Annotated in this window: 20 protein-coding genes; 7 read left to right on the top strand and 13 right to left on the bottom strand. The window is 44.0% G+C overall.

What is annotated here, in order from left to right:
* Nucleotides 1-43: 43 nt before the first annotated feature.
* The gene (locus tag BS19_RS18290; RefSeq protein WP_038177313.1) at nt 44-1,414 is read right to left on the bottom strand and encodes an L-serine ammonia-lyase; all 1,371 of its coding nucleotides are present in this window, start codon (nt 1,412-1,414) and stop codon (nt 44-46) included.
* A 176-nt stretch (nt 1,415-1,590) separates the two neighbouring features.
* On the opposite strand from BS19_RS18290, the gene BS19_RS18285 reads away from it, so the two are divergent.
* Nucleotides 1,591-2,415 (top strand): YdcF family protein, encoded by an 825-nt coding sequence (locus BS19_RS18285; RefSeq protein WP_038177312.1) that lies wholly within the window; start codon nt 1,591-1,593, stop codon nt 2,413-2,415.
* 228 nt (nt 2,416-2,643) lie between these two features.
* Nucleotides 2,644-3,576, top strand: coding sequence for a DHH family phosphoesterase (locus tag BS19_RS18280; RefSeq protein WP_038177310.1), 933 nt, complete (start codon nt 2,644-2,646; stop codon nt 3,574-3,576).
* A 55-nt stretch (nt 3,577-3,631) separates the two neighbouring features.
* Here the strand turns inward: BS19_RS18280 and BS19_RS18275 are convergent, their stop codons facing one another.
* Entirely contained in the window at nt 3,632-4,645 is a 1,014-nt protein-coding gene (locus tag BS19_RS18275; RefSeq protein ID WP_038177309.1) for a GGDEF domain-containing protein, read from the bottom strand.
* A 174-nt stretch (nt 4,646-4,819) separates the two neighbouring features.
* Nucleotides 4,820-5,758 (bottom strand): chemotaxis protein, encoded by a 939-nt coding sequence (locus BS19_RS18270; RefSeq protein WP_038177308.1) that lies wholly within the window; start codon nt 5,756-5,758, stop codon nt 4,820-4,822.
* Between the two features lie 193 nt (nt 5,759-5,951).
* On the opposite strand from BS19_RS18270, the gene ppiC reads away from it, so the two are divergent.
* Nucleotides 5,952-6,230: a peptidylprolyl isomerase PpiC gene (gene ppiC / locus BS19_RS18265; RefSeq protein WP_038177557.1), complete on the top strand. Its 279-nt coding sequence runs from the start codon at nt 5,952-5,954 to the stop codon at nt 6,228-6,230.
* A gap of 117 nt (nt 6,231-6,347) precedes the next feature.
* On the opposite strand, the gene BS19_RS18260 is transcribed toward ppiC, so the two are convergent.
* The 4 genes from BS19_RS18260 to BS19_RS18245 form a co-directional block, all read right to left on the bottom strand.
* Nucleotides 6,348-7,070: a hypothetical protein gene (locus BS19_RS18260; protein ID WP_038177306.1), complete on the bottom strand. Its 723-nt coding sequence runs from the start codon at nt 7,068-7,070 to the stop codon at nt 6,348-6,350.
* Between the two features lie 334 nt (nt 7,071-7,404).
* On the bottom strand, nt 7,405-7,716 hold the full coding sequence (locus BS19_RS18255) for a c-type cytochrome (protein ID WP_038177555.1): 312 nt from the start codon (nt 7,714-7,716) through the stop codon (nt 7,405-7,407).
* 81 nt (nt 7,717-7,797) lie between these two features.
* Entirely contained in the window at nt 7,798-8,805 is a 1,008-nt protein-coding gene (gene ltaE / locus BS19_RS18250; RefSeq protein ID WP_038177305.1) for a low-specificity L-threonine aldolase, read from the bottom strand.
* A 13-nt stretch (nt 8,806-8,818) separates the two neighbouring features.
* Complete coding sequence (locus BS19_RS18245) at nt 8,819-9,343, bottom strand: NUDIX hydrolase (RefSeq protein ID WP_038177303.1); 525 nt, start codon at nt 9,341-9,343, stop codon at nt 8,819-8,821.
* Nucleotides 9,344-9,616: 273 nt separating this feature from the next.
* On the opposite strand from BS19_RS18245, the gene BS19_RS18240 reads away from it, so the two are divergent.
* Both BS19_RS18240 and viaA read left to right on the top strand, forming a co-directional pair.
* Nucleotides 9,617-11,281 carry an ATPase RavA domain-containing protein gene (locus tag BS19_RS18240; RefSeq protein WP_038177302.1) on the top strand — a complete coding sequence of 555 codons (1,665 nt, stop codon included), beginning with the start codon at nt 9,617-9,619 and terminating at the stop codon, nt 11,279-11,281.
* A 9-nt stretch (nt 11,282-11,290) separates the two neighbouring features.
* Complete coding sequence (gene viaA / locus BS19_RS18235) at nt 11,291-12,736, top strand: ATPase RavA stimulator ViaA (RefSeq protein WP_038177301.1); 1,446 nt, start codon at nt 11,291-11,293, stop codon at nt 12,734-12,736.
* Between the two features lie 53 nt (nt 12,737-12,789).
* Here the strand turns inward: viaA and emrD are convergent, their stop codons facing one another.
* The 3 genes from emrD to BS19_RS18225 form a co-directional block, all read right to left on the bottom strand.
* Nucleotides 12,790-13,995: a multidrug efflux MFS transporter EmrD gene (emrD, locus tag BS19_RS18230; RefSeq protein ID WP_038177299.1), complete on the bottom strand. Its 1,206-nt coding sequence runs from the start codon at nt 13,993-13,995 to the stop codon at nt 12,790-12,792.
* Nucleotides 13,996-14,206: 211 nt separating this feature from the next.
* Nucleotides 14,207-14,515, bottom strand: a complete 309-nt coding sequence (locus tag BS19_RS20075; RefSeq protein ID WP_084186067.1) for a cysteine-rich CWC family protein — start codon at nt 14,513-14,515, stop codon at nt 14,207-14,209.
* Nucleotides 14,516-14,583: 68 nt separating this feature from the next.
* Nucleotides 14,584-15,510 (bottom strand): DMT family transporter, encoded by a 927-nt coding sequence (locus BS19_RS18225; RefSeq protein WP_211253021.1) that lies wholly within the window; start codon nt 15,508-15,510, stop codon nt 14,584-14,586.
* Between the two features lie 144 nt (nt 15,511-15,654).
* Here BS19_RS18225 and BS19_RS18220 point away from each other — a divergent pair, with 144 nt between their 5' ends.
* Nucleotides 15,655-16,125 (top strand): Lrp/AsnC family transcriptional regulator, encoded by a 471-nt coding sequence (locus BS19_RS18220; RefSeq protein WP_038177298.1) that lies wholly within the window; start codon nt 15,655-15,657, stop codon nt 16,123-16,125.
* Here the strand turns inward: BS19_RS18220 and BS19_RS18215 are convergent.
* Together BS19_RS18215 and BS19_RS18210 are read right to left on the bottom strand one after the other, a co-directional pair.
* Nucleotides 16,103-17,161 carry a GGDEF domain-containing protein gene (locus BS19_RS18215; protein ID WP_038177296.1) on the bottom strand — a complete coding sequence of 353 codons (1,059 nt, stop codon included), beginning with the start codon at nt 17,159-17,161 and terminating at the stop codon, nt 16,103-16,105. The two genes, BS19_RS18220 and BS19_RS18215, sit on opposite strands and share 23 nt — an antisense overlap.
* Before the next feature lie 67 nt (nt 17,162-17,228).
* Entirely contained in the window at nt 17,229-17,711 is a 483-nt protein-coding gene (locus tag BS19_RS18210) for a MarR family winged helix-turn-helix transcriptional regulator (protein WP_038177295.1), read from the bottom strand.
* Nucleotides 17,712-18,090: 379 nt separating this feature from the next.
* On the opposite strand from BS19_RS18210, the gene BS19_RS18205 reads away from it, so the two are divergent.
* Entirely contained in the window at nt 18,091-19,662 is a 1,572-nt protein-coding gene (locus tag BS19_RS18205; RefSeq protein ID WP_038177294.1) for a BCCT family transporter, read from the top strand.
* A gap of 72 nt (nt 19,663-19,734) precedes the next feature.
* Here the strand turns inward: BS19_RS18205 and BS19_RS18200 are convergent, their stop codons facing one another.
* The gene (locus BS19_RS18200; protein WP_038177293.1) at nt 19,735-20,454 is read right to left on the bottom strand and encodes a 3'-5' exonuclease; all 720 of its coding nucleotides are present in this window, start codon (nt 20,452-20,454) and stop codon (nt 19,735-19,737) included.
* Between the last annotated feature and the right edge of the window lie 4 nt (nt 20,455-20,458).

Here is a 20,458-nt window from a genome sequence, read left to right as displayed (position 1 = left end):
AAGTAATAATTGAAAGGCGTAGCAGTTAGCTACGCCTTTTTTGTTATTCACAAGGTGGTGCCATATGGATCACGGCAAGCCCGCCAAGTGAAGTCTCACGGTATTTTTTATTCATGTCTTTACCCGTTTGATACATGGTTTCAATCACCTTATCTAACGAGATTAAACACTTACTGGTACGTTTTAACGCCATTCTTGAAGCGTTGATGGCCTTCATTGCGCCCATTGCGTTACGCTCAATACACGGCACTTGAACCAGACCTCCGATGGGATCGCAAGTCATGCCAAGCGAGTGCTCCATTGCGATTTCAGCAGCGATACAGATCTGTTCATTGCTGCCACCACGAAGCGCGGTCAGCCCAGCGGCGGCCATTGAGGATGAGACGCCTATTTCGCCCTGACAGCCTACTTCAGCGCCAGAAATAGAAGCGTTGGTTTTGTACAAAATTCCAATGGCTCCTGCCACCGCCAAAAAGTCTTTCAACTGCTTGTTATCTAACTCTTTGATAAATCGATGGTAGTACATAAGAACTGCCGGAATAACACCAGCGGCTCCATTGGTTGGCGATGTGACAACTTGACCACCAGCGGCGTTCTCTTCGCTCACGGCAAAAGCAAACAAATTAATCCAATCTAAAATTTCCATCGGATCGTTTTCAACGGCGGCGTTGGCTTCGAGCTTTTTGAGCAGATTTGGTGCACGGCGAGTCACATTGAGTCCGCCTTCAAGTATGCCTTCTGTGTCAAATCCGCGTTGCATACAAAGTGACATCACTTTCCAAATTTGCTCTGTTTTTCGCGTGATCGTTTCATCATCATGAAACTGCTGTTCGTTGCGTAATATCATGCCACCAAGACTAAAACCATGTTGCTCTGCCATCTCAAGCATTTGTTCTGCATTGGTAAATGGGTAAGGCACCTCGACAGGCGAGATGCCAGTGCCTTCAGTCAACTCTTTAGCAGTAGCAATAAACCCACCACCAATGGAGTAGTAAGTTTCAAAGCAAAGCTGCTCACCGATGTCGTCGTAGGCGGTGATCGTCATACCATTTTCGTGCAGTGGCAAATTGTCTTTATGGAACAAGATATCAGCGTCATAATGAAAGCCGATGTGATGTTCACCGGCTAAAACAAGTTGTTGTTCATCGATGGCTGTTGCAAGGGCTTGCTTGGCACTCGACATTTTGATTGTATCGGGTGTATTACCAAGTAAACCGAGGATCACAGCGCGGTCGGTATGGTGGCCTCGTCCTGTCAGTGACAACGAACCATACAAATCGACTTGGACTCGGTGGACTTGTTGCAGCGTTGGCGATAGCAAGCGTGTAAAATGGTAGCCAGCGATCATTGGGCCATTAGTATGTGAACTTGAAGGCCCAACGCCCACTTTGAAAATATCAAATATTGACAGCATAAACTTACTTCCTGTTGTCGTGGCCTTTGGTTGAGGCTCTTGTAGGGGATCGCAGCGCCACGGGTAATGAATCGCTGCATTTAACAAAATGTTAACCGAGCTTAAGCTAACGGTAAAGTCGATGCTTGTACAGTTTCTCCGTTACTCAGTAGGAATAATTGAGACATGGATAATTAATGAATATAAATAGTGTAGTATTGGTACTCGGCAAACGATTAGTCTCAGACCAGTTGACTGTTGAAGGTCGCTCTCGGGTTGAGGCGCTCGCTAAGCAGATGATGTCACTTAATAGCAAGACGACAGCCATTATTTTTTGTGGGGGAGTCACGCAAGGGCAACTAGTCTCTGAAGCGATGGCGATGCGAGATTATTTACAACAGTTACTGCCGTTGAGCGTTATTGAGTCATATCGCATTCTCCTTGAGGATCAATCGCAAAATACCATTGAGAATCTTGCCAATGCCGCGAGTAAACTAAAACAGAGTCTTACTTCACTGCACCAGCAAAAACTCACGCTCACTTTGCTCTCAAACGATTATCACCTTCAGCGTATTTTCCAAGTAGAAACGCTAATGCCCGAGCAAGGTTTGTTGAATGCGATGCGGCATCAATGTCATACGTTAGAGCTCAATATCTCGATAACGAATCAACTGTCGCATCACTTTTCGGTGCCTTATCCTCATGATGGCGCAAGAGCGCACGGGTTTCTATTGCTTGACGAGCTGACGACGTACCGGGTCTATTTAGAGGGCGTCGTTGCATGTGTATTTAAACGGCCGTTGACCGAGGTCAGAGCCCAGCCATATCAGATTGCTCGTCAGGCGTTAAAACGTCTAAAAATATTGAGCTTCGATAAACCGATACAACACTCACTGACACAGATCGAACGGGCCGTTGAAAATACGCCCGCAGAAGTAGACACTCAGGTTTGTGTGACATATCTAAAGCAGCTTAACTGGCACTTAACGGATCTTAATCGGCGTATCGACCCAGAGAACTGATACCAAGACTTCAATTCATGCCCTGTTAGTTGATGGTTTTACTCAGTTGAATATGAAATGGGCAATAATCGAATAATTTCTTTGCCTTAAACTGGTTAAAACATTAGCGCTGTCTAAAATTAAATGAGTTATATGTCAAAGCGATATTGTCATTGTCGTTTTGTTCACAGTTTTCGCTAACTCGGTTTATCGCCGTATTAATAACAAGCTCAAGCATAGGAAGTGCCAATGTCGGATCAAAAACATCGACTCGTCACCCGAAGTGACTTTGATGGTTTAGTGTGTGCTGTACTGTTGAAGCAACTAGACCTTATTGACGATATCAAATTTGTACACCCTAAAGATATGCAAGATGGTGTGATAGATATTACGTCTAATGACATCATAACCAACTTGCCTTACGTAGAACACGCGCACCTTGTCTTTGATCATCACTTGTCAGAGGTTATCCGTAACCAAGACAAGCGTGCCAATCACATTATCGACCCTGATGCACCTTCTGCGGCTCGTGTGGTATGGGAACATTATGGCGGAGAGAGCACTTTTCCATCTCAATGGTTAGAGATGATGAAAGCGGTAGACAAAGGGGATTCGGCGCAATTTAGTCGTGATGAAGTGCTTGATTCAACCGGATGGAACCTACTCAACTTTTTAATGGATGCTCGCACTGGCTTAGGGCGATTTAGAGAGTTTCGCATTTCAAACTACAACTTAATGATGGATCTTATCGAGTATTGTAAACACCATTCGATCGACCAAATACTCGATTTACCAGATGTGCGTGAGCGTATTGATCTGTATCGTGAACATGAAAACTTGTTTAAGCAGCAAATTCAGCGTTGTGCCACAGTATACGACAACCTCGTATTTCTCGACTTAACGGGAGAAGAGGTGATCTATGCGGGTAACCGCTTTATGATTTATGCGCTCTATCCGCAGTGCAATATCTCAATCCATAAAATGTGGGGCTTTCAAAAACAAAACACGGTTTTTGCTACCGGGAAATCAATATTTGATCGCAGCTCTAAAACCAATGTCGGAGAGTTGATGTTGAAATACGGTGGGGGTGGTCATAAAGCGGCGGGAACCTGTCAAATTGATAATGACAAAGCGCAACAAGTTCAGAAAGAGCTGATTGAAACGATAACACGTGACGGTTAAGCTAAATCATAAAGCTCCAATCATTGCATTGGAGCTTTATGATTTGAGCGATGACTTAAATCGGCATGACTCGGTTGCGGCCAAGTTGTTTTGCTTCATAAAGGTATTTGTCAGCGCGCTCAATCAAAGATTCTGCCGACTCGCCAGGCTCAAGCTCAGCGACACCCAAAGAGATAGTGATATTGCCTACTTGCTCAGACGTTCGGCGATCTTTGACCGATAGTTTTTCTACTGAGCGACGTAAAGTTTCACCATATTGTCTTGCAATACGCAAAGATTTATTCGGAACGATAAGAGCAAATTCTTCACCGCCAAAACGATAGGCATGGATGCCATCGCGACAACTTAACTGCAGACGTCTTGCTATGCCTTTGATTACCGTATCACCAAATAGGTGACCATAGGTATCATTAAAGGTTTTAAAATGGTCAATATCAGCCAGTACCAAAGACATTTTTTGTTCGGCGCGGCATAGCGTGTTGATGTCGCTATCAAAAGCTCGACGATTGTATAAGCTAGTTAGGGCATCAAATAAGGCGTCTTGTTGAACAACGGCTAATTGGGTTTTGAGATGATTAATCTCTTTAGCTGCGTTTTCGAGCTGATTGTTTAGAAAGCGCGTAGAGTGGCGAATTTCAGTTGATTCCGAGACTAACTGGCGGATAACCTTCATGACCTCTTCCATCGACATGGCTTCATTTTCAACACGAGCCAAATCAACAAAACTTTTGTCAATCAGTTGCGAGAACTGGGAGGTATCAGAAAGAGTGTCTACCATAGAGTTGGAGACTTCATTGACCAATATCTCTATGTTGGCTCGCAGGTCACGCATGTCTGTTTCAGTGCGACATGCAACATAGTTTTGATACAACTGTTGGCCAGCCGCTGGTGGGCAAATGCCATAGTTGTCAATGACGTCATCTAGATCCCTATTTAACTGGGGAATCGCATTATCTACGTAGGTATACCAAAGGGCATAGTTTGCTGGCGTAGCCGCTACGTGATTTTTCATCATCAGTGGGACAGCTTTTCGTAAATTCGCTGTCGACTTTTTAAAATCGTCTGTCATTTCCTATGAACATTCTATAAGAGACATACTATGAGCTAAGATTACCCGATTTTGCGCATAGATGTTTGATTTAAAGTTAGTTTGCTTTTATCAATTTACCTAGACTTTGTTCAATTGCACATTTAAAGCGTAGAACCAGTCAATTCGTTGAGCAAACTTATGCGTGGCTTTTATTTAGCCTTCGTCAGTGACCACTTCGGGTCTTACATTTCCTTGCTCTAATTTACTGGCGCCGCGCAACATCGCCTGAATTAAATCGGCGGCGTTAAATTTCTCTAGTGCTTCATGAGCACCTACTTGTTGGGCGCGTTCGACACAAATTTCACTTGATAATGACGTATGCAATATTACGTAACTATTGCTCAATTCACGCTCATTTTGTGTTTCGAATGCCAATTCATAGCCATCTAGACCTGGCATTTCAATATCACTCACCAATAAATCGATCGCTTGTCCTTGTGCCGCACATTGTCGCATCAGGGTTAAGGCATCAAGACCGTTATTACAAATTTGGTAGGAAATGTTAATGCTGTCGAGTGCATCCGCGAGTTGTTTACGAGCGATAGAAGAATCATCAACAAGGAGAATTCGTAGTGCTTTTAGGCGCTCGCGCTCAATATCGGTCAACATTGGAATGTTGGTTGATTCATATTGAGGATAAATTTTGGATAGTAACAACTCAACATCAAGCATCTGAACTATCTGGTTATTATAGCGGGTTATGCCAGTAACGAACACATCATTACCCGCCGTTTTAGGCGCCGATTCAATGGTTTTCCAATCACAGTCGATGATTTTTTCGATAGAACGAACCATAAAGGCCACAATCGTTCGCAAACAATCGGTGACGATCAGGTAACAAGAGCTGTATTCCTCTGGTTGAATTGGACGAAAGCCAATTGCCGCAGGCATATTGATCACCGGAATGGTTTTGTTGCGGATCGTTACAGTGCCAATCACGTGGTGGTGAGAGTACGGAATTTGCGTTGTAGGCTGATAGGGTACGATCTCTCGTACTTTTAACGTACCAATTGCAAAAAGTTGTTTACTGTTGGTTAAAGTAAACATCAGCATGCCTTGAGATTGGTTTGCCTTACTTACTGTTTTAGCCATTGAGGTGCTCATTTTTCCGCTTAGTTAGTTAAATGGTAACGGATTTGGGTCGATGATCAATGGAGTAATATCAAAATTGTTGCCAACTGTCAGGAACAAAGGCAAAACAGTGCAATCATCGTACGGTTTGAGTGAACAAATGCCGATGAATCGGGTACAATTCGCGCCGTTAGAAGTTTTACTGAGAAAAATTATGGCGAACACAGCAGCAGCACTGCACATATTGGTTAAACATAAAGAGCAGGCTGAAGACATCATCAAGCAGCTTAAAAAAGGCGCTAAGTTTCAAACGTTGGCGAAAAAGTACTCCACTTGTCCATCTGGCAAGCGCGGAGGCGATTTGGGCGAGTTTCGTCGCGGTCAAATGGTGCCTCAATTTGACAAGGTTTGTTTCTCGGGCGAAACGCTAGTACCACACCTAGTCAAAACCAAATTTGGCTGGCATGTGGTGAAAGTGCTGTACAGAACATAAACACAAAAAGAGCTGAGAATGTCAGCTCTTTTTATTGGCAGATGAGGATCTGTGTTGTAATAACGCAATAAACGAAGAAATTGCGCGCTCTACCAAAATCCAAATTTAAATTGGGTGTTATGCAGGAGTGCCAAGATCGTGAAGGTCTTTCTCAATTTTTTCTTTCAGTATACTTATCTTGTTTTGGCGAAATGTTAATGCATCGAGTTCAGCTTCACAGTTAGCAGAAACGATCGCATCGTCATACTGCTTATTCACCTTATCCAAGGCATCCAGATCTTCTTGTAGGATCTTTGCGTAAGTAACCTCCGGATTAGGCTCTACTTCAGCAAACATGTACATATTGGATACGACAGTTATCTCTTTATTACCCCACGCATTTTCTGCATTCACAGTCATAGAGTTGCAAGCGTAGTAAACCGCATAGTTTTTATCGTCAGTTACAATATGGTTGAATACCACTTGAAGTTTTTCAGTGGTACTGGAGCTTGTGGCAGCTAGGGCAAGCGTAGACTTAATGACTGAGCCAATGTCTGCAGCCATACCCGCCGCTTTTGTCGGATCTTCATCAGAGGTCAGGTAATCTTGTGCGACTTTCACAATACCATCAACCACATCATCAAGTGCATCTAAGTTAAATTCATCTGAAAACTTTGAGTAAGATTGATTATTCACAGACTCAACTTCTAAAATGCCTTTTGTATGGCTTTGAATATACTCCTTGGCCGTTTCTTCGGTATTTTTTAAAGCCGCTTGTGCTTTAGCTACCGCTTCATTTACCGCTTTCTTCGCCTCTTCACTTTTCTGAATCGCACTTTCTAAACTAGGACCATGACACATGTTATTCTCCAATTTACAGTTTCAAAATAGACGCTTCTAAGAAATAAGCCTTATAACATATATGCCACTAGTTTCATTTCATCAGGTGCGGATAAGAAATAAAATAATGTTAATACTCTTTATAAATCAATTGGATAATTAAAGTGTTTGCTTTCAAAGCAACTTGTTCAAATTTAAAACTTAGCAATGATAAATATTTTTATCTTTTTGTAATCGTTTTTAATATTCAAGATACTTTTGTGGTCCGCAGTGGTCGTGTTCGCACGATTGAACACATTGACTGTTGTCCAAAATCTAATTACAGCCACTGCAGTGAAGGGAATGTCTCGGTCTGTTATTCTTGACTGGCAAAATACGCTGCGACATCTTTTAAATCTTGGTCGTTTAAGCGTGACAGTTGTGCGGCCATCATTTCGGCGAGTGGGCCTTGGCGGTTACCTTGTTGATAGGCTTGCATTGATTGGTAAAGGTATTGAGCATTCTGGTTGTTGAGGTTGGGGTAGCTTGGGTTGGTAGCAATACCATTGGTTCCATGACAGAACACACAGCTTGGCGCTTTGATTTTACCCAACTCTGGGTCACCAAACGGGGTATTTGCTAGGGTAGCAAAAGGGATAAAAAATAACAGAACTAGGCTACGAATCATTATCATCTATTCTCAATAAGTGACACTAACCCAACAATAAAGCTTCCCCCTAGGGGAAGCTCAATCCCAATAAGATAGTTTTTAGTTGCAGTACACCGCAAGTTTGCTTAACAGTGTATCGATATCGTTACTGCTGACATCTTTGTGGGTGACAAAACGAATCGGATTTCCTGGAGAAATGGTAATACCATCTTCTGCCAGTTGCTCTGCGATTTGATTAATGTCGATATGTTGATCAAGTTTGGCAAAGACAATATTGGTTTGCACCAGATCGGGGTTGACCTTGAAGCCATCAATTTGACTAAGACCCAAAGCTAAGCGTTGCGCGTTTTGATGATCGAGTTTCAACTGTTCAACCTGCTCGGTAAGGGCCAGTTTGCCCGCCGCTGCTAGAATGCCGGCTTGGCGCATACCGCCCCCAACCATTTTTCTTAATCGACGTGCTTTGGCAATAAATTCGTGGTTACCTAGCAGCAGTGAACCGATAGGGGCACTTAGCCCTTTCGATAAACATACCGTCATCGAATCAAAATATTGAGCGATCTCTTTAACATCCACATCGAGTGCGGTGGCGGCGTTATAGACGCGTGCACCATCCAAATGCAAAGACAAACCGTGAGTATCGACAAATTCGCGCGCTTCGGCCAAGTAGCTAAGCGGAAGCACTTTGCCATTAATGGTGTTTTCAAGGCTTAAGAGCTTAGTGCGAGCAAAATGACAATCATCGGGTTTGATCGCAGCTTTAAGTTTGGCGAAATCTAAACTACCGTCAGGATTATTTTCGATCGGTTGAGGTTGGATTGAGCCCAAGACCGCTGCGCCGCCTGCCTCGTATTTGTAGTTGTGAGCTTGCTGGCCACAAAGGTATTCGTCACCGCGCTCACAATGCGACATCAGACCAAGTAGGTTGGCTTGTGTTCCTGATGTGGTAAATAAGGCAGCTTCAAAACCGTGACGCTTTGCTGCCCATTGTTCTAACTCGTTAACCGTGGGATCGTCACCATAGACATCATCACCAACAGGGGCTTCAGCCATTGCCTGACGCATTGCCGAAGTTGGTTTAGTTACGGTATCTGAACGAAAATCCATTGTATTTACACTCCTAAATATAGCCGCACAGCTTGGCTTTACTCAAACAGGCGATGGTTTTGGCATCGGTGATCTCACCGGAGATTATCTTTTGCTCTAAGGTGTCGATGGTAAGAGATAGTACTTCAATCACTTCATCGTCATCACATGAATAGCGTTGTGTACGACTGAGCCCTTTGGCGACAAAGAGGTATTGTATTTCGTCGCAAAAGCCTGCCATTGGCGTCACTTGTCCCATTGGGATCAAGCTTTCGGCACTGTAACCAGTCTCTTCTTCTAATTCACGTAGCGCGCACGACTCAATCGGCTCTTGCGCTTCGAGAGTACCCGCGGGCAGTTCAATCAGCCATTTTTTTAATGATGGCCTGAATTGATTGACCACAACAATCTCGCCATTGTGCTTAATCGGTAAGATAACCGCAGCGCCAGGATGAGAGATGGTTGTGTGAGTGATGGTTTTGCCATTGGGCAGAGCCACCGACTCTTCGACAAGTGCGATACGTTTCCATTGATGGAGTGTGGTGATGTTGTTTTCCATATGGTTATTATTTTAGTCCTCACGCTAGACGAGCTTTACCATAACTTTTCGTGTCAGGGAGATAAAGTCAAAATAAGCGTTATTCTTGCATACGGTTGCACTAGTTAGTGATTCACATCTCAAATTTGCAAACAAAGGTTTCATTTGATACCAACGAAAGTAGTTCTGCTATAAAGAACGGCCAATTTTCAAATTACACTTGTAACAAAGTGATAACAAATGTATAAATTTGTGTCTACATACAAACTTACTTTACGTTAGGAGAGCCGATATATGATGAGTACCAGCCGAGTCTCTCACTCGCAAAAAGCGTTACTCTCTGAACGAATTAATAAGCTTGCTGAAGCGTTATCTGATGGTGTATATGAGCGTGAAGACACGATAAAACTCTGCTTACTTGCCGCGCTTGCGGGTGAAAGTGTTTTCCTTTTGGGCCCTCCTGGCATTGCAAAAAGCTTGATTGCAAAAAGACTGATTCAAGCGTTCGATAATTCCTCCTACTTTGAATACTTAATGACACGCTTCTCGACACCAGAAGAGGTGTTTGGACCGCTCAGTATTCAAGAGTTGAAAGACAACGGCCGTTATTTACGTCTGACCGAAGGTTATCTGCCAACCGCACAAGTGGTATTTTTAGACGAAATTTGGAAAGCTGGCCCGGCGATTCTTAACACACTACTTACTGTTGTTAATGAAAAAACCTTCAAAAATGGCAGCGATATTGAACGCGTTCCAATGCGTCTACTGGTGTCCGCCTCGAATGAACTTCCAGATGAAGACAGTGGGCTTGAAGCGCTTTATGATCGAATGTTGGTCCGTGTGTTCGTTAATCGCATCCAAAACAAACAAAATTTTAAATCGATGCTCACTGTCGGGACGTCACAAGAAGCAACGATTCCACCAGGACTGGCGATTACCGATCAAGAATATCATCAGTGGCAAGCCGAGCTCGACAAGCTCGAACTCTCTGATGAGGTGTTTGAGAAGCTATTTGAACTAAAAGACCTGCTTGAGAATGCAACCACGTCGATAACGGGTCTCGATGGCACCAATACCGATATGTATGTGTCTGATCGCCGTTGGAAGAAAGCGGTCAAACTACTGAAAGCCAGCGCCTATTTCAATGGCCGCGACGCGATTAACCCCCTAGATTTACTGCTTCTACAAGACTGCTTATGGAACAGCCCTGAATCACGTGACGTGGTGCGAAATGTGGTGAAAGAGTTCGCGTTACACCACGCCTTCGATCAACAAGATGTCGAACAACAAATCACATTGTGTCGTGAAGAATTGCTCGATATTCAAGATGAATTGGAATCGCAATTTGGCATTACGGTATCGATGGAATCGACGACAGGGCTGCTTAAAAAACAAATCCATAGCTACGATATTTCACAGGCTAAAAGCTATAAAGTCGGCAGCGCGTTTGATTTAGTTAAGTTAGTACTGTTGCAAAGCAATTTATCGGTGTCTGAATCTGAGAAAGGTGATAGCCGCTGGGTGTATATCGCAAAAAATGATCTAGAGCGCGTGATCAAAGATGGCCAAGGTGACGTGTATGGTTACGTTAATCAAAATAGCAATTTGTGTCGACTGCGCTTTGAGCTAGATGCTGAAAGTAACTTAGTGATTAAAGACATTGCTAACCGCGCTGTCTTAGTGTCGTTAGTGACTAATGCCGGTCTTGATGACTCACTTTACCAACAGTGGGTTAGCAGAAGTGAGCAAGCGATGGCCCAGCTAGAAACGGCTGAACATCACCTGAGAAAAGTGCGTGCAAATTTCCACGGCGCTCTACCGCATAGCTTTATTGATCAAGAGCTGCCTCGGATTATGGAAGCAAGTTTACAGCAGCTGCAACAGGTTCTGGAGTCGACCAAAACAGAGTGTGAGCATACCGCCTTTCGCTTTAAAAACCTTAACCAGTTCTTCGCGTAAGGAATCGATATGTTAGGAGCAGATGGTCTAAACCTAGTTTTAGCAATCGCCGATTCCGGCATGCTTGATAGTGCAGTGAATGAACTGATGGCTCGGTCACAAGTGATGATGGTGGCGGAAAACCCGGGCGTCAAGTCATCGGTCAAAAACCACCTTCTCAAATGGCGTGGTAGCGTTAAAAAACGCATTACTAAAGTGTGTGAGACAGAACGATTTCAACAAGAGATAGCTTTATATCAAGAGGTTATTTATTGGAATGAATCAGAGTTTTTTGAGCGTATTCCTGATGTGATCAGGAAGCTTGAGTGGCACTCTGCCTTTTATCTTCAAGCGAGGCGTTTAATCGAAAAGAACAAAGGGATTAATAACCCAATGTTGCCACACTATTTTTGCGATCAATGGTACCAAAGTTTGTCGGATGCCTTGCGCCAGGCCCAATTGAGTGAGTTAAAAGCGAACCAAGAAAAAGTGCTTAAAGATCTCTATCAGCGGATGGAAACCATGAAAAACATGGATAAAGTCACGCAAGAAGGAGACCAAGCGAGCGTAGGCAGACTGTGGGATATGGCATCGGCAAAATTGAGTAAGAGCGATCTCACGGTGATGAAACGCCATGCAGAATTTTTGGCGAAAAATAAGGGACTACAAGAGATCGCGGAAAAGCTTGGACGTATGGCAGGGCAGGTTGATGATCCCGAGCTTAATCGTGCGCCAGCTGAAGAGTTGCAGATGGTGGAAGAAAAGTCAGATGAAGCGACAGATGATATTGTCGGCGTTCATGAAAGCGATGATCTGAACAAGTTACTGCCTAATGAAACTTTATTCCTTGCTTATCCTGAGTTAGAAGTCGTGTTCTATAAACACTTAGTCGATAAGCGTTTAATGAACTATCGCATGCAAGGAAAGTCGAGAACGCTAAGAAAGATCCGCGCTCAGCAACCAGATAATAAGCAAGTTGATGTTGAGAAAGGACCGTTCATTATATGTGTTGATGCATCAGGCTCGATGAGTGGCTTCCCAGAACAGTGTGCAAAGGCGATGGCTTATGCGTTAATGCAAATTGCACTGGCAGAAGATCGAGATTGTTATGTGATGCTGTTTTCTACTGAGCAAATTACTTATGAGTTGACAAGGCAAGATGGTCTTCGTGAGGCGAGTGATTTTTTAAGCTATAGCTTCCATGGCGGAACCGATTTAGAGCCAGTGCTGTTTAAATCCATTGAGTTGATGAGTAGTGGCAAATATAAAAATGCCGATATGGTGGTCATTTCAGACTTTATCGCGCCAAAGCAATCTCAGCAGATGGTTGATAAAGTCGCCGAGCTCAAAAAAGCCAAAAACCGCTTTCATGCGATCAGTTTATCGAAATACGGTAATCCTGAGTTAATGAGCCTATTTGATCATAGCTGGGCCTATCACCCCAATCTTGTTGGGCGCTTGATGAAAAAATGGTAGTCAAACTCAATAATCAAAAATAAAAAGGAGCTCGATGAGCTCCTTTCTTCCATCTATATCGCCAAAGGCATCTCGTTAGACGGGTCGTTTTTGCGGTATACGCGCAGCAAGCCGAGTAGGGCGATGAACGACATGATCAGCATTAATGCGCCTAGCGGCATCTGGTTTGGTGCCGGAATTAATGATGCTGCAAGTGTCGCTAAACCGGCGCCTAAGTTTTGCATACCACCCAACAATGCACCGCCAGTGCCTGCGTGATAAGGCAAGGGCGATAGCGCGCCAGTCGTAGCGGCTGGAAACAAAATTCCACCACCTAAGAAATAGAGTGTCGCGCCACCAATCAATGTGGGCGCGGTAGTCTCACCCATCAAACCTGGGATCAAGACAATTAGTGCACCAACCATTGTCGCTAGAAGCCCAACACTCATCGCACGCTTCTCATCGTATTTAGCCGCAATATAGCTTGAAAGCGCAGCACCGAATAGGTAGCCCGGGATCGGCAATACAAATAATAGGCTAACGGTCGTTGCAGGTAGCTCAAGCACACCTCCCAACAATACGCCTGCTGCCGCTTCGAAGATAGCAATGCCTGAGAAGGTCGCAACTAGGCAGATTAAGTAGCCTTGAAAGCGACGATCAGACAACACAAATTTATAACTATGGCTGACTTTCTCATAGCGGCGTTTTTCACGCGGCAATGTCTCGATAAAACTAGTCATCATCGTAATCACCACTGCAATCGCAAAGAGTGCCAAGAACATATAACTTGAACGCCAGCCAAAGCTTTCGGTTAAGAAACCACCTAATACGGGGGCTAACAGTGGTGAAAAAATCACACACATGCTGATCAAGCTGTTTACTTTATGTAGCTCTGCACCTTCAAACAAATCGCGAGTTAACGTACGTGACATCGCACCACCGCAACCAATGCCTAACCCTTGAACAAAACTGCCTGCCAGAAACCATTCAAAGCTGTGGGCAAATAGAGTTAGCAAAGAACCAACAATATAAATCAACAAGCCAACAATAATAATCGGCTTACGACCCAAGCGATCAGACATTGGGCCGTAGATAAATTGTGAGAAGCCATAAGGGATCAAATAACACGCCATTACCGCTTGAAGAGCGGCAGGCGAGACCAAAAACTCGTTCGCCATATAACCAATTGAAGGTACATACATGGTTTGAGTCATTTGACCCACTGCTGTCAAAATAGCGATAAGGAACACGAGTTTAATCACTTGAGACGACGCTGACATTTTCTACTACACCTAAATTCAAAGCGTAAAAAAGAGAGCCTTTGCAAAGCTAGGCTAATGAATTAAATCAAATAGGGAACTATTTAGGCGCGAGATATTAGAGCGAGTTACAGTAACTCGCAATCAAAAAGCGTGATCTTAAACAAGATAAAAATTTTACTTTTCCATTAGATAAACTAATGAAAATAATCATGCAGAATGTGGTGAGTTTTTATGCCAGAGGAAGCGCGGTTAAACACTGTCGACACAAGCAGGCGCTATTCTCAACCAGGCTTGATGTGTCACGCTGTTCTACCTCAAAGCACCAACAAGTGGCCTTACCTTGACTAATATCGCATTGTGCTGGCGCATGGCACGATGGGCATTGATGGGTTGACGTCTGTCGCTGAATATTAGTGATGACCGTATCTCGCTCAGCATCAGAAAAATGACGCCAGTTAACGATTTCATTCATGGTGCGATGGCATCCACTGCAGATACCATGATTATTTTTGCAGGCTGCGATACAAGGCGTTTTCAAATCAGGTGTTCCAAATCAACAAAGACCGGCAGGACTATACCTGTATCGCCAACCAACATCAAAGTCGATTAATTTTTAAATGATGGGGGTTGATAGTGCAAAGACGTATCCTTCTTAAGTAAAACATTACTCGAGATTAAACTTCCAAAACAGATTAACCCTAATGCAATCCAACCTAAGTGCGATGGAGACTCAGCAAACACTGGAATAGCAAGCAGGGTCGCGATGGCGGGTGTTGCGGCGCCAAATGCTGCCGTTCGTTCAGCTCCTAACACAGAGATAGCATGAAGGTAGGTAAAAGCGGCAATTAACCCGGCGCCTATTCCTTGTAACATCATATGACCAAATAACTCTTGCCATGGCCAAGCCGACAGAGATTGAGTGACTAGATAGCTATCAATACCGCCAGTTAAAACCAGTAAGACTAACGATAGGCTAGAAAGTAATGATACCAGCCCAGAAGCGGCGAGTGGATCGAGGTTAGAGACTCGCGCACAAATGGTAAATGTTGCCCACATGACACTACCAAGCAAAAACAGTAAATGCCCTTGCAGTAAGCCGTCGTTCATATTAGAAAAACTCTGCGATAAAAAAGTGGCTATGCCTGAGATGACTAAGACTAAACCAAAGATTCGGTGAGAACTTAACGGCTGCTTAAACAGTAGTACAGCGATGGCGGAAACGAACAAAGGCAAGGTGCCAGGAACAAGAGCACTGCCGTCAGAAACTGGCGCATATTGCATTCCTGTCCCCGCTACCATCAAATAAGGCAGACCGCTACCAACAAACATACCTAGCAAGTAACGTTTTGGAATCACGGCAATGTTGGCTCGTGCCTTGTAGACAATCGGTAATAAGATCAAACAAGGGATGATAAAGCGAGTTAAAGCGATGTCGCCGGTCATTAATTCCGAATGCGCTCCACTGCGTAACGAAAGAAAAAAACCTGACCAAAGTAGTAATGTGGTAAACATTGCCAAGTAACCAGAAAGCATATCGATCCGTGAGCTAAATTGAATTTGTTAACATTATGGTGCGAAAATGAAGCCGATATCTGGCAATATTAGTCCTGATTTTATGAGTTGTTAGTAGAAAGTCGCGTTTAAAGTGTTGTTGGCGCGTGAAAAAGGCGAAAAGAGATGGATCGTATAGATAAACATATCCTAAGACTGCTGCAGCAAGACGCACGTCAAGCCACTGCCGATATTGCCGATAAGGTCGGGTTGTCGGCATCACCTTGTGCAAGGCGTATCAAGCGGCTAGAAGAGTCCGGTATTATTGCCAGTTATCGGGCTTACTTGAATAAAGATCGTATTGGTGTTGGTATGACGGTGTTTGTCGAAGTGAGCTTAAGTAATCACCAAGCCACTAGTATTGATGAGTTTGAGTGCGCGATTCAAGATATGGATGAGGTGATCAGTTGCCATGTGGTTTCGGGGGCATATGATTATTTACTTGAAGTGGTCAGCCATGATCTATTGGGGTATGAAGGATTCACCCGTAAGCTACAGCGACTTGAAAACGTTAAAGACATCCATACTCACTTAGCGATACGTCAGGTTAAAGGTGGTAGCGAATTGCCCATCTTTAATGCGTCTTCGAACTTTTAGCGATTGGATAACACTCTTCTTCAACATCTACTTGGTGTTCAGACCTAGCAACACAGACTTGGTCCCTGCCTGACTGTTTCGCATGATATAACGCTTGGTCTGCCCGTTTCAGCCACTGTTTGGTGTTCTCATCACCAACTGATTGAGCGATGCCACTGCTGATAGTTAGAGGTAAGTTTTGCTCGTTTTGTAATAGACGTACTGCACGAGTGATGGATTGCATGGTGTGATTAACGTCAACTTGGTCTTTGCCTAAAAAAAGTAATAAAAATTCATCACCACCTAAGCGGAAAAGCAATTCCGAATGTTCGGTATGTTGGTTAATAAGATCAACGATCTGCACTAGAGCATTATCGCCGATGTCGTGACCAAATGTATCATTTACGTATTTGAAATTATCCACATCAATGATGGCAATGGTTGAGTATTGATACATATCGCGAGCCGTTACCAAAGACTCTTGCAGTCGATGGCGGTTATAGGCTCCTGTCATCGCATCGGTGACGAGAAGACGTTTGAGCTCGAGTTGTAGTTCGCGCACTGATCTTACGACGATATGAACGATAATCGCGGTAACAATAAGGGCAACAATATAACGAATGGAGATTTCCGAATGTTGGTGCATTAAAGCTGCGAATCCAGAACCTGAAATCAAAATAAAATTGGCGACAATCGCGTCTCGGTGGGGAACAAGAAACACTAGAGCAATCACTACAGGAAATAGCCAATACGTGGCAAGCGTTCCAAATATTCGGACAGCGAGAACGGCGGAGAAAATCAGCAAGATAAGTGGCGGGTAAATACCGAGTAAACGTTTGCGATTGTAGATAATCGCAGTGATCTCGAGCAATAAAGATACTTCGAATGTCAGTAACACGACGCCGAGTATTACTTCGCCGATGAGGATGTTTTTAAGCCCAAGAGGTATAAAAACAGCTAGAGTAATGGAGGCGATAACTTTTAAAACGCGCTTTTGCTGTTTTAAGTCGAGAATCGCCTCGTCGGTTAGTTCAGGTAAGGGTTCATGCTTTCCCATCCAGCTCTCTCTACTGACAATTTTATTCAATAAACGTAAGCGTAAAGGGGCGTGAAAGCAAATGTCCTTATTTATATTCTGGTTGTGTGATACTGCCAATTTCCAAAACTGGCGCTACGTCGTATTCTTCTGCATTCATCATCGAAGATATGCGTTGAACAGACGAAAGCAGAAGCGACTGCTCCCACTCTTCTAAGTGTTGGAATTTAGTAATAAAGCTCTGTTGCAGTGGCATTGGGGCTTGACTGAGTAACACGTTACCTTTCTCAGTAAGGTGAGCATGAACTTTACGTTTGTCTTTGTTACTGCGAACACGTTGAACTAGGCCATTGCGTTCTAAGCGGTCTAGTATCGTTGTCGCGGTTGCTTGGCTCATATTCGTATGATCAGACAGTTGACGAATGGTTACTTCACCCAACTCGCGAATTGAGCGCATTAATATCAACTGAGGGCCTGTTAGTCCCGATTCTTTGCTGAGTTTCTTTGAGTGTAAATCGATCGCACGGATAATTTGGCGAATCGAGATAAGGACTTCTTCATGCTTTTCCAATTCAGATCCTTAAGTACTGTCTTTTATAATGATAATGAAAGCAACGCAAAATACCTTAATCGAGCATTGAAAAAAAGCCTCTATTTCAACAAACAGCAGTGGTCGGTCCGATTTTCAGACTTTTTTTTACAGGGCTCATGTTTAGTGTACTAAAATTTACAACAGATAAAGTACTAGTGCATTGGTTAAATGTTGGTCTTTCGTTATGCTAATTTAAGAAAATATGGTTAAAAAATAGCGCATTGCTGGAATTTAACGATAATGTGAGTAAAATAATGAGAGGTGTATCAGATTGTAGTATTAAAATTATCATTTTAACTCTAATGATTTCTACGTTGGCAATCTGTTGTGCATTTGAAACTAGAGGTAGTGAGGAAAAATGACTAAAGGCATAGATAAGTACAGTATCGATAGTACCGACTATACGGTCGGTCAAGATAATGTACAGAAATGGGGTTTCGATGTGCACAATCCGGTCTTTGGCTGGAGTGCGGGTCTGATTGCAGCGTTTTTAATCGCTGTGTTAATAATGGATGCAGAGTCAGCGAAAGCGACGCTCGATGGCATCAAGTGGCAGATCATTGGCAGTTTTGACTGGTTATTTATCTGGTCTGGCAACATTTTTGTGATCTTCTGCTTGGCGTTAGTGGTGTCACCGTATGGTAAAATCCGTTTGGGGGGGACTGACGCAACCGCCGACTTCTCGTATATTTCTTGGCTATCGATGCTATTTGCAGCAGGCATGGGCATCGGTCTGATGTTCTGGAGTGTGGCAGAGCCTGTTGCATACTTCACTGGTTGGTATGAAACGCCGCTGGGCGTAGAAGCGAATACGCCGGAAGCTGCAAGATTAGCGCTTGGCGCGACCATGTTCCACTGGGGCCTTCACCCATGGGCTATCTACGGTGTTGTGGCGCTTTCACTAGCGTTCTTTGCTTACAACAAAGGCTTACCACTCTCAATTCGTTCAATTTTTTACCCGATTTTAGGCGATCGCGCTTGGGGTTGGGCAGGTCATATTGTCGATATTCTCGCGGTATTAGCCACTCTGTTTGGCTTGGCAACATCACTGGGTTTAGGCGCACAACAAGCAGCAAGTGGTATTCACCATGTGTTTGGCCTTGACTCTGGTCTTGGCTTGCAAGTTATCGTTATCACTGTTGTTACCTTACTCGCCGTCGTTTCGGTTGTGCGTGGTATTGACGGTGGTGTGAAAGTGATCAGTAACATCAATATGGTTATCGCCTTCTTGCTACTGATTATGGTTGCCCTGATTGGCTACGCGATTGTACTTGGTAACATCGGTACGACGTTTATGGCATACGTAGAAAACCTAATCCCGCTGAGTAACCCGCATGGTCGTCAAGACGAAGCTTGGTTCCAAGGCTGGACAGTATTCTACTGGGCATGGTGGATTTCATGGTCACCATTCGTGGGCATGTTTATCGCTCGTGTATCAAAAGGTCGTACAGTACGTGAATTCATTACTGCTGTTCTACTGGTTCCAACGGCTGTGACGGTTATTTGGATGTCGACCTTTGGTGGTTTGGCGATTGACCAAGTAATGAACAATGTCGGTGAGCTTGGTACTAACGGTTTAACTGATGTTTCGCTTGCGATGTTCCAGATGTTTGATGTTCTGCCTTATGGCTCAATTCTGTCAATCATTGCCGTCGTGTTGGTGTTGGTGTTCTTTATTACTTCTTCGGACTCTGGCTCGTTGGTTATCGACAGTATCACGGCTGGTGGTAAAGTAGATGCACCAGTCACTCAGCGTATATTCTGGGCCTTCATGGAAGGGGCGATTGCAGTTGCCTTGCTATGGGTTGGTGGTTCTGAAGCGGTTCAAGCGCTGCAGGCAGGGGCAATCTCTACTGCGCTACCATTTACCTTTGTACTCTTGCTGATGTGTGTCAGTTTGATCATGGGTATGAGAACAGAGCGCCGCTAACCGGTTGTGCTAAACATACGAAAAAGGGGGCGATGATGTATCGCCCCCTTTTTTATCTCCACTATTTAAGCATTAAATCCACAACTGTCCAATTGGCATTTTAGCATCGTAATGATGGGCAATTTGCGCCTGAAGTAGTTCAGCAGTTGCTACCGCATCGGTTAGAGCATGATGCGGGGTATAGAGCGGTAAACCATAGCGAGTGCGACTGGCGCCTAGCCGAACCGATTCAGGTTTTCGGCCTCGTATTTTATTGATGATGCCGCCATGATGTTTCTTTTGCACATGTGATTCAATCTGCATTGTATCAACGACTGGAAACTCAATCCCTTCATTAATTCGCGTTAATAACGCATTGGCAAAGAATTCGCGTTCGATGCGCTGGTAGTGGACCACCATGACACGCCCCGACATTTGAGCCAATACATCTTGATAAACCGCAGAGAGATCGGGTGCATCGAGCACATCCGAATGAGTAATGCCGTGGATAATGACAGACTCTTCTGCCAATTGTCTACGCGGTTTTACTGTCCAATGTTTTGCTTGATTGATAAAGATTCGATTGAGCGTAAATGGCACAGTACCAATGGTAATGATGTCATCTGTAAGCGAGTCTAGGCCTGTGGTTTCAAAGTCCATCGCCAGAAAAGTCACTTCATTTAATGGCGTGCTTGGATCTGGAACCCCCGCTGTGTAGTAACTGCGCAACGCATCATCTTTAATGACTTCAAGTTTCCGCGAGAACTTGGCTTTCCAATCAATCGACGGTGGGGACATGATTTTTCTGATCATCAGT

Source organism: Vibrio pacinii DSM 19139 (genome assembly GCF_000711795.1).
Lineage (GTDB): Bacteria > Pseudomonadota > Gammaproteobacteria > Enterobacterales > Vibrionaceae > Vibrio > Vibrio pacinii.
Note: the sequence above shows the minus strand (reverse complement) of the source record. Positions and strands in the feature narration are given on the sequence as shown.

What these genes read in the sequence shown, in the direction of transcription:
- BS19_RS18290 (WP_038177313.1), bottom strand. Translation starts at nt 1,414, where the DNA reads ATGCTGTCAATATTTGATATTTTCAAAGTGGGCGTTGGGCCTTCAAGT.
- BS19_RS18285 (WP_038177312.1), top strand. Translation starts at nt 1,591, where the DNA reads ATGAATATAAATAGTGTAGTATTGGTACTCGGCAAACGATTAGTCTCA.
- BS19_RS18280 (WP_038177310.1), top strand. Translation starts at nt 2,644, where the DNA reads ATGTCGGATCAAAAACATCGACTCGTCACCCGAAGTGACTTTGATGGT.
- BS19_RS18275 (WP_038177309.1), bottom strand. Translation starts at nt 4,645, where the DNA reads ATGACAGACGATTTTAAAAAGTCGACAGCGAATTTACGAAAAGCTGTC.
- BS19_RS18270 (WP_038177308.1), bottom strand. Translation starts at nt 5,758, where the DNA reads ATGGCTAAAACAGTAAGTAAGGCAAACCAATCTCAAGGCATGCTGATG.
- ppiC (WP_038177557.1), top strand. Translation starts at nt 5,952, where the DNA reads ATGGCGAACACAGCAGCAGCACTGCACATATTGGTTAAACATAAAGAG.
- BS19_RS18260 (WP_038177306.1), bottom strand. Translation starts at nt 7,070, where the DNA reads ATGTGTCATGGTCCTAGTTTAGAAAGTGCGATTCAGAAAAGTGAAGAG.
- BS19_RS18255 (WP_038177555.1), bottom strand. Translation starts at nt 7,716, where the DNA reads ATGATTCGTAGCCTAGTTCTGTTATTTTTTATCCCTTTTGCTACCCTA.
- ltaE (WP_038177305.1), bottom strand. Translation starts at nt 8,805, where the DNA reads ATGGATTTTCGTTCAGATACCGTAACTAAACCAACTTCGGCAATGCGT.
- BS19_RS18245 (WP_038177303.1), bottom strand. Translation starts at nt 9,343, where the DNA reads ATGGAAAACAACATCACCACACTCCATCAATGGAAACGTATCGCACTT.
- BS19_RS18240 (WP_038177302.1), top strand. Translation starts at nt 9,617, where the DNA reads ATGATGAGTACCAGCCGAGTCTCTCACTCGCAAAAAGCGTTACTCTCT.
- viaA (WP_038177301.1), top strand. Translation starts at nt 11,291, where the DNA reads ATGTTAGGAGCAGATGGTCTAAACCTAGTTTTAGCAATCGCCGATTCC.
- emrD (WP_038177299.1), bottom strand. Translation starts at nt 13,995, where the DNA reads ATGTCAGCGTCGTCTCAAGTGATTAAACTCGTGTTCCTTATCGCTATT.
- BS19_RS18225 (WP_211253021.1), bottom strand. Translation starts at nt 15,510, where the DNA reads ATGCTTTCTGGTTACTTGGCAATGTTTACCACATTACTACTTTGGTCA.
- BS19_RS18220 (WP_038177298.1), top strand. Translation starts at nt 15,655, where the DNA reads ATGGATCGTATAGATAAACATATCCTAAGACTGCTGCAGCAAGACGCA.
- BS19_RS18215 (WP_038177296.1), bottom strand. Translation starts at nt 17,161, where the DNA reads ATGGGAAAGCATGAACCCTTACCTGAACTAACCGACGAGGCGATTCTC.
- BS19_RS18205 (WP_038177294.1), top strand. Translation starts at nt 18,091, where the DNA reads ATGACTAAAGGCATAGATAAGTACAGTATCGATAGTACCGACTATACG.
- BS19_RS18200 (WP_038177293.1), bottom strand. Translation starts at nt 20,454, where the DNA reads ATGATCAGAAAAATCATGTCCCCACCGTCGATTGATTGGAAAGCCAAG.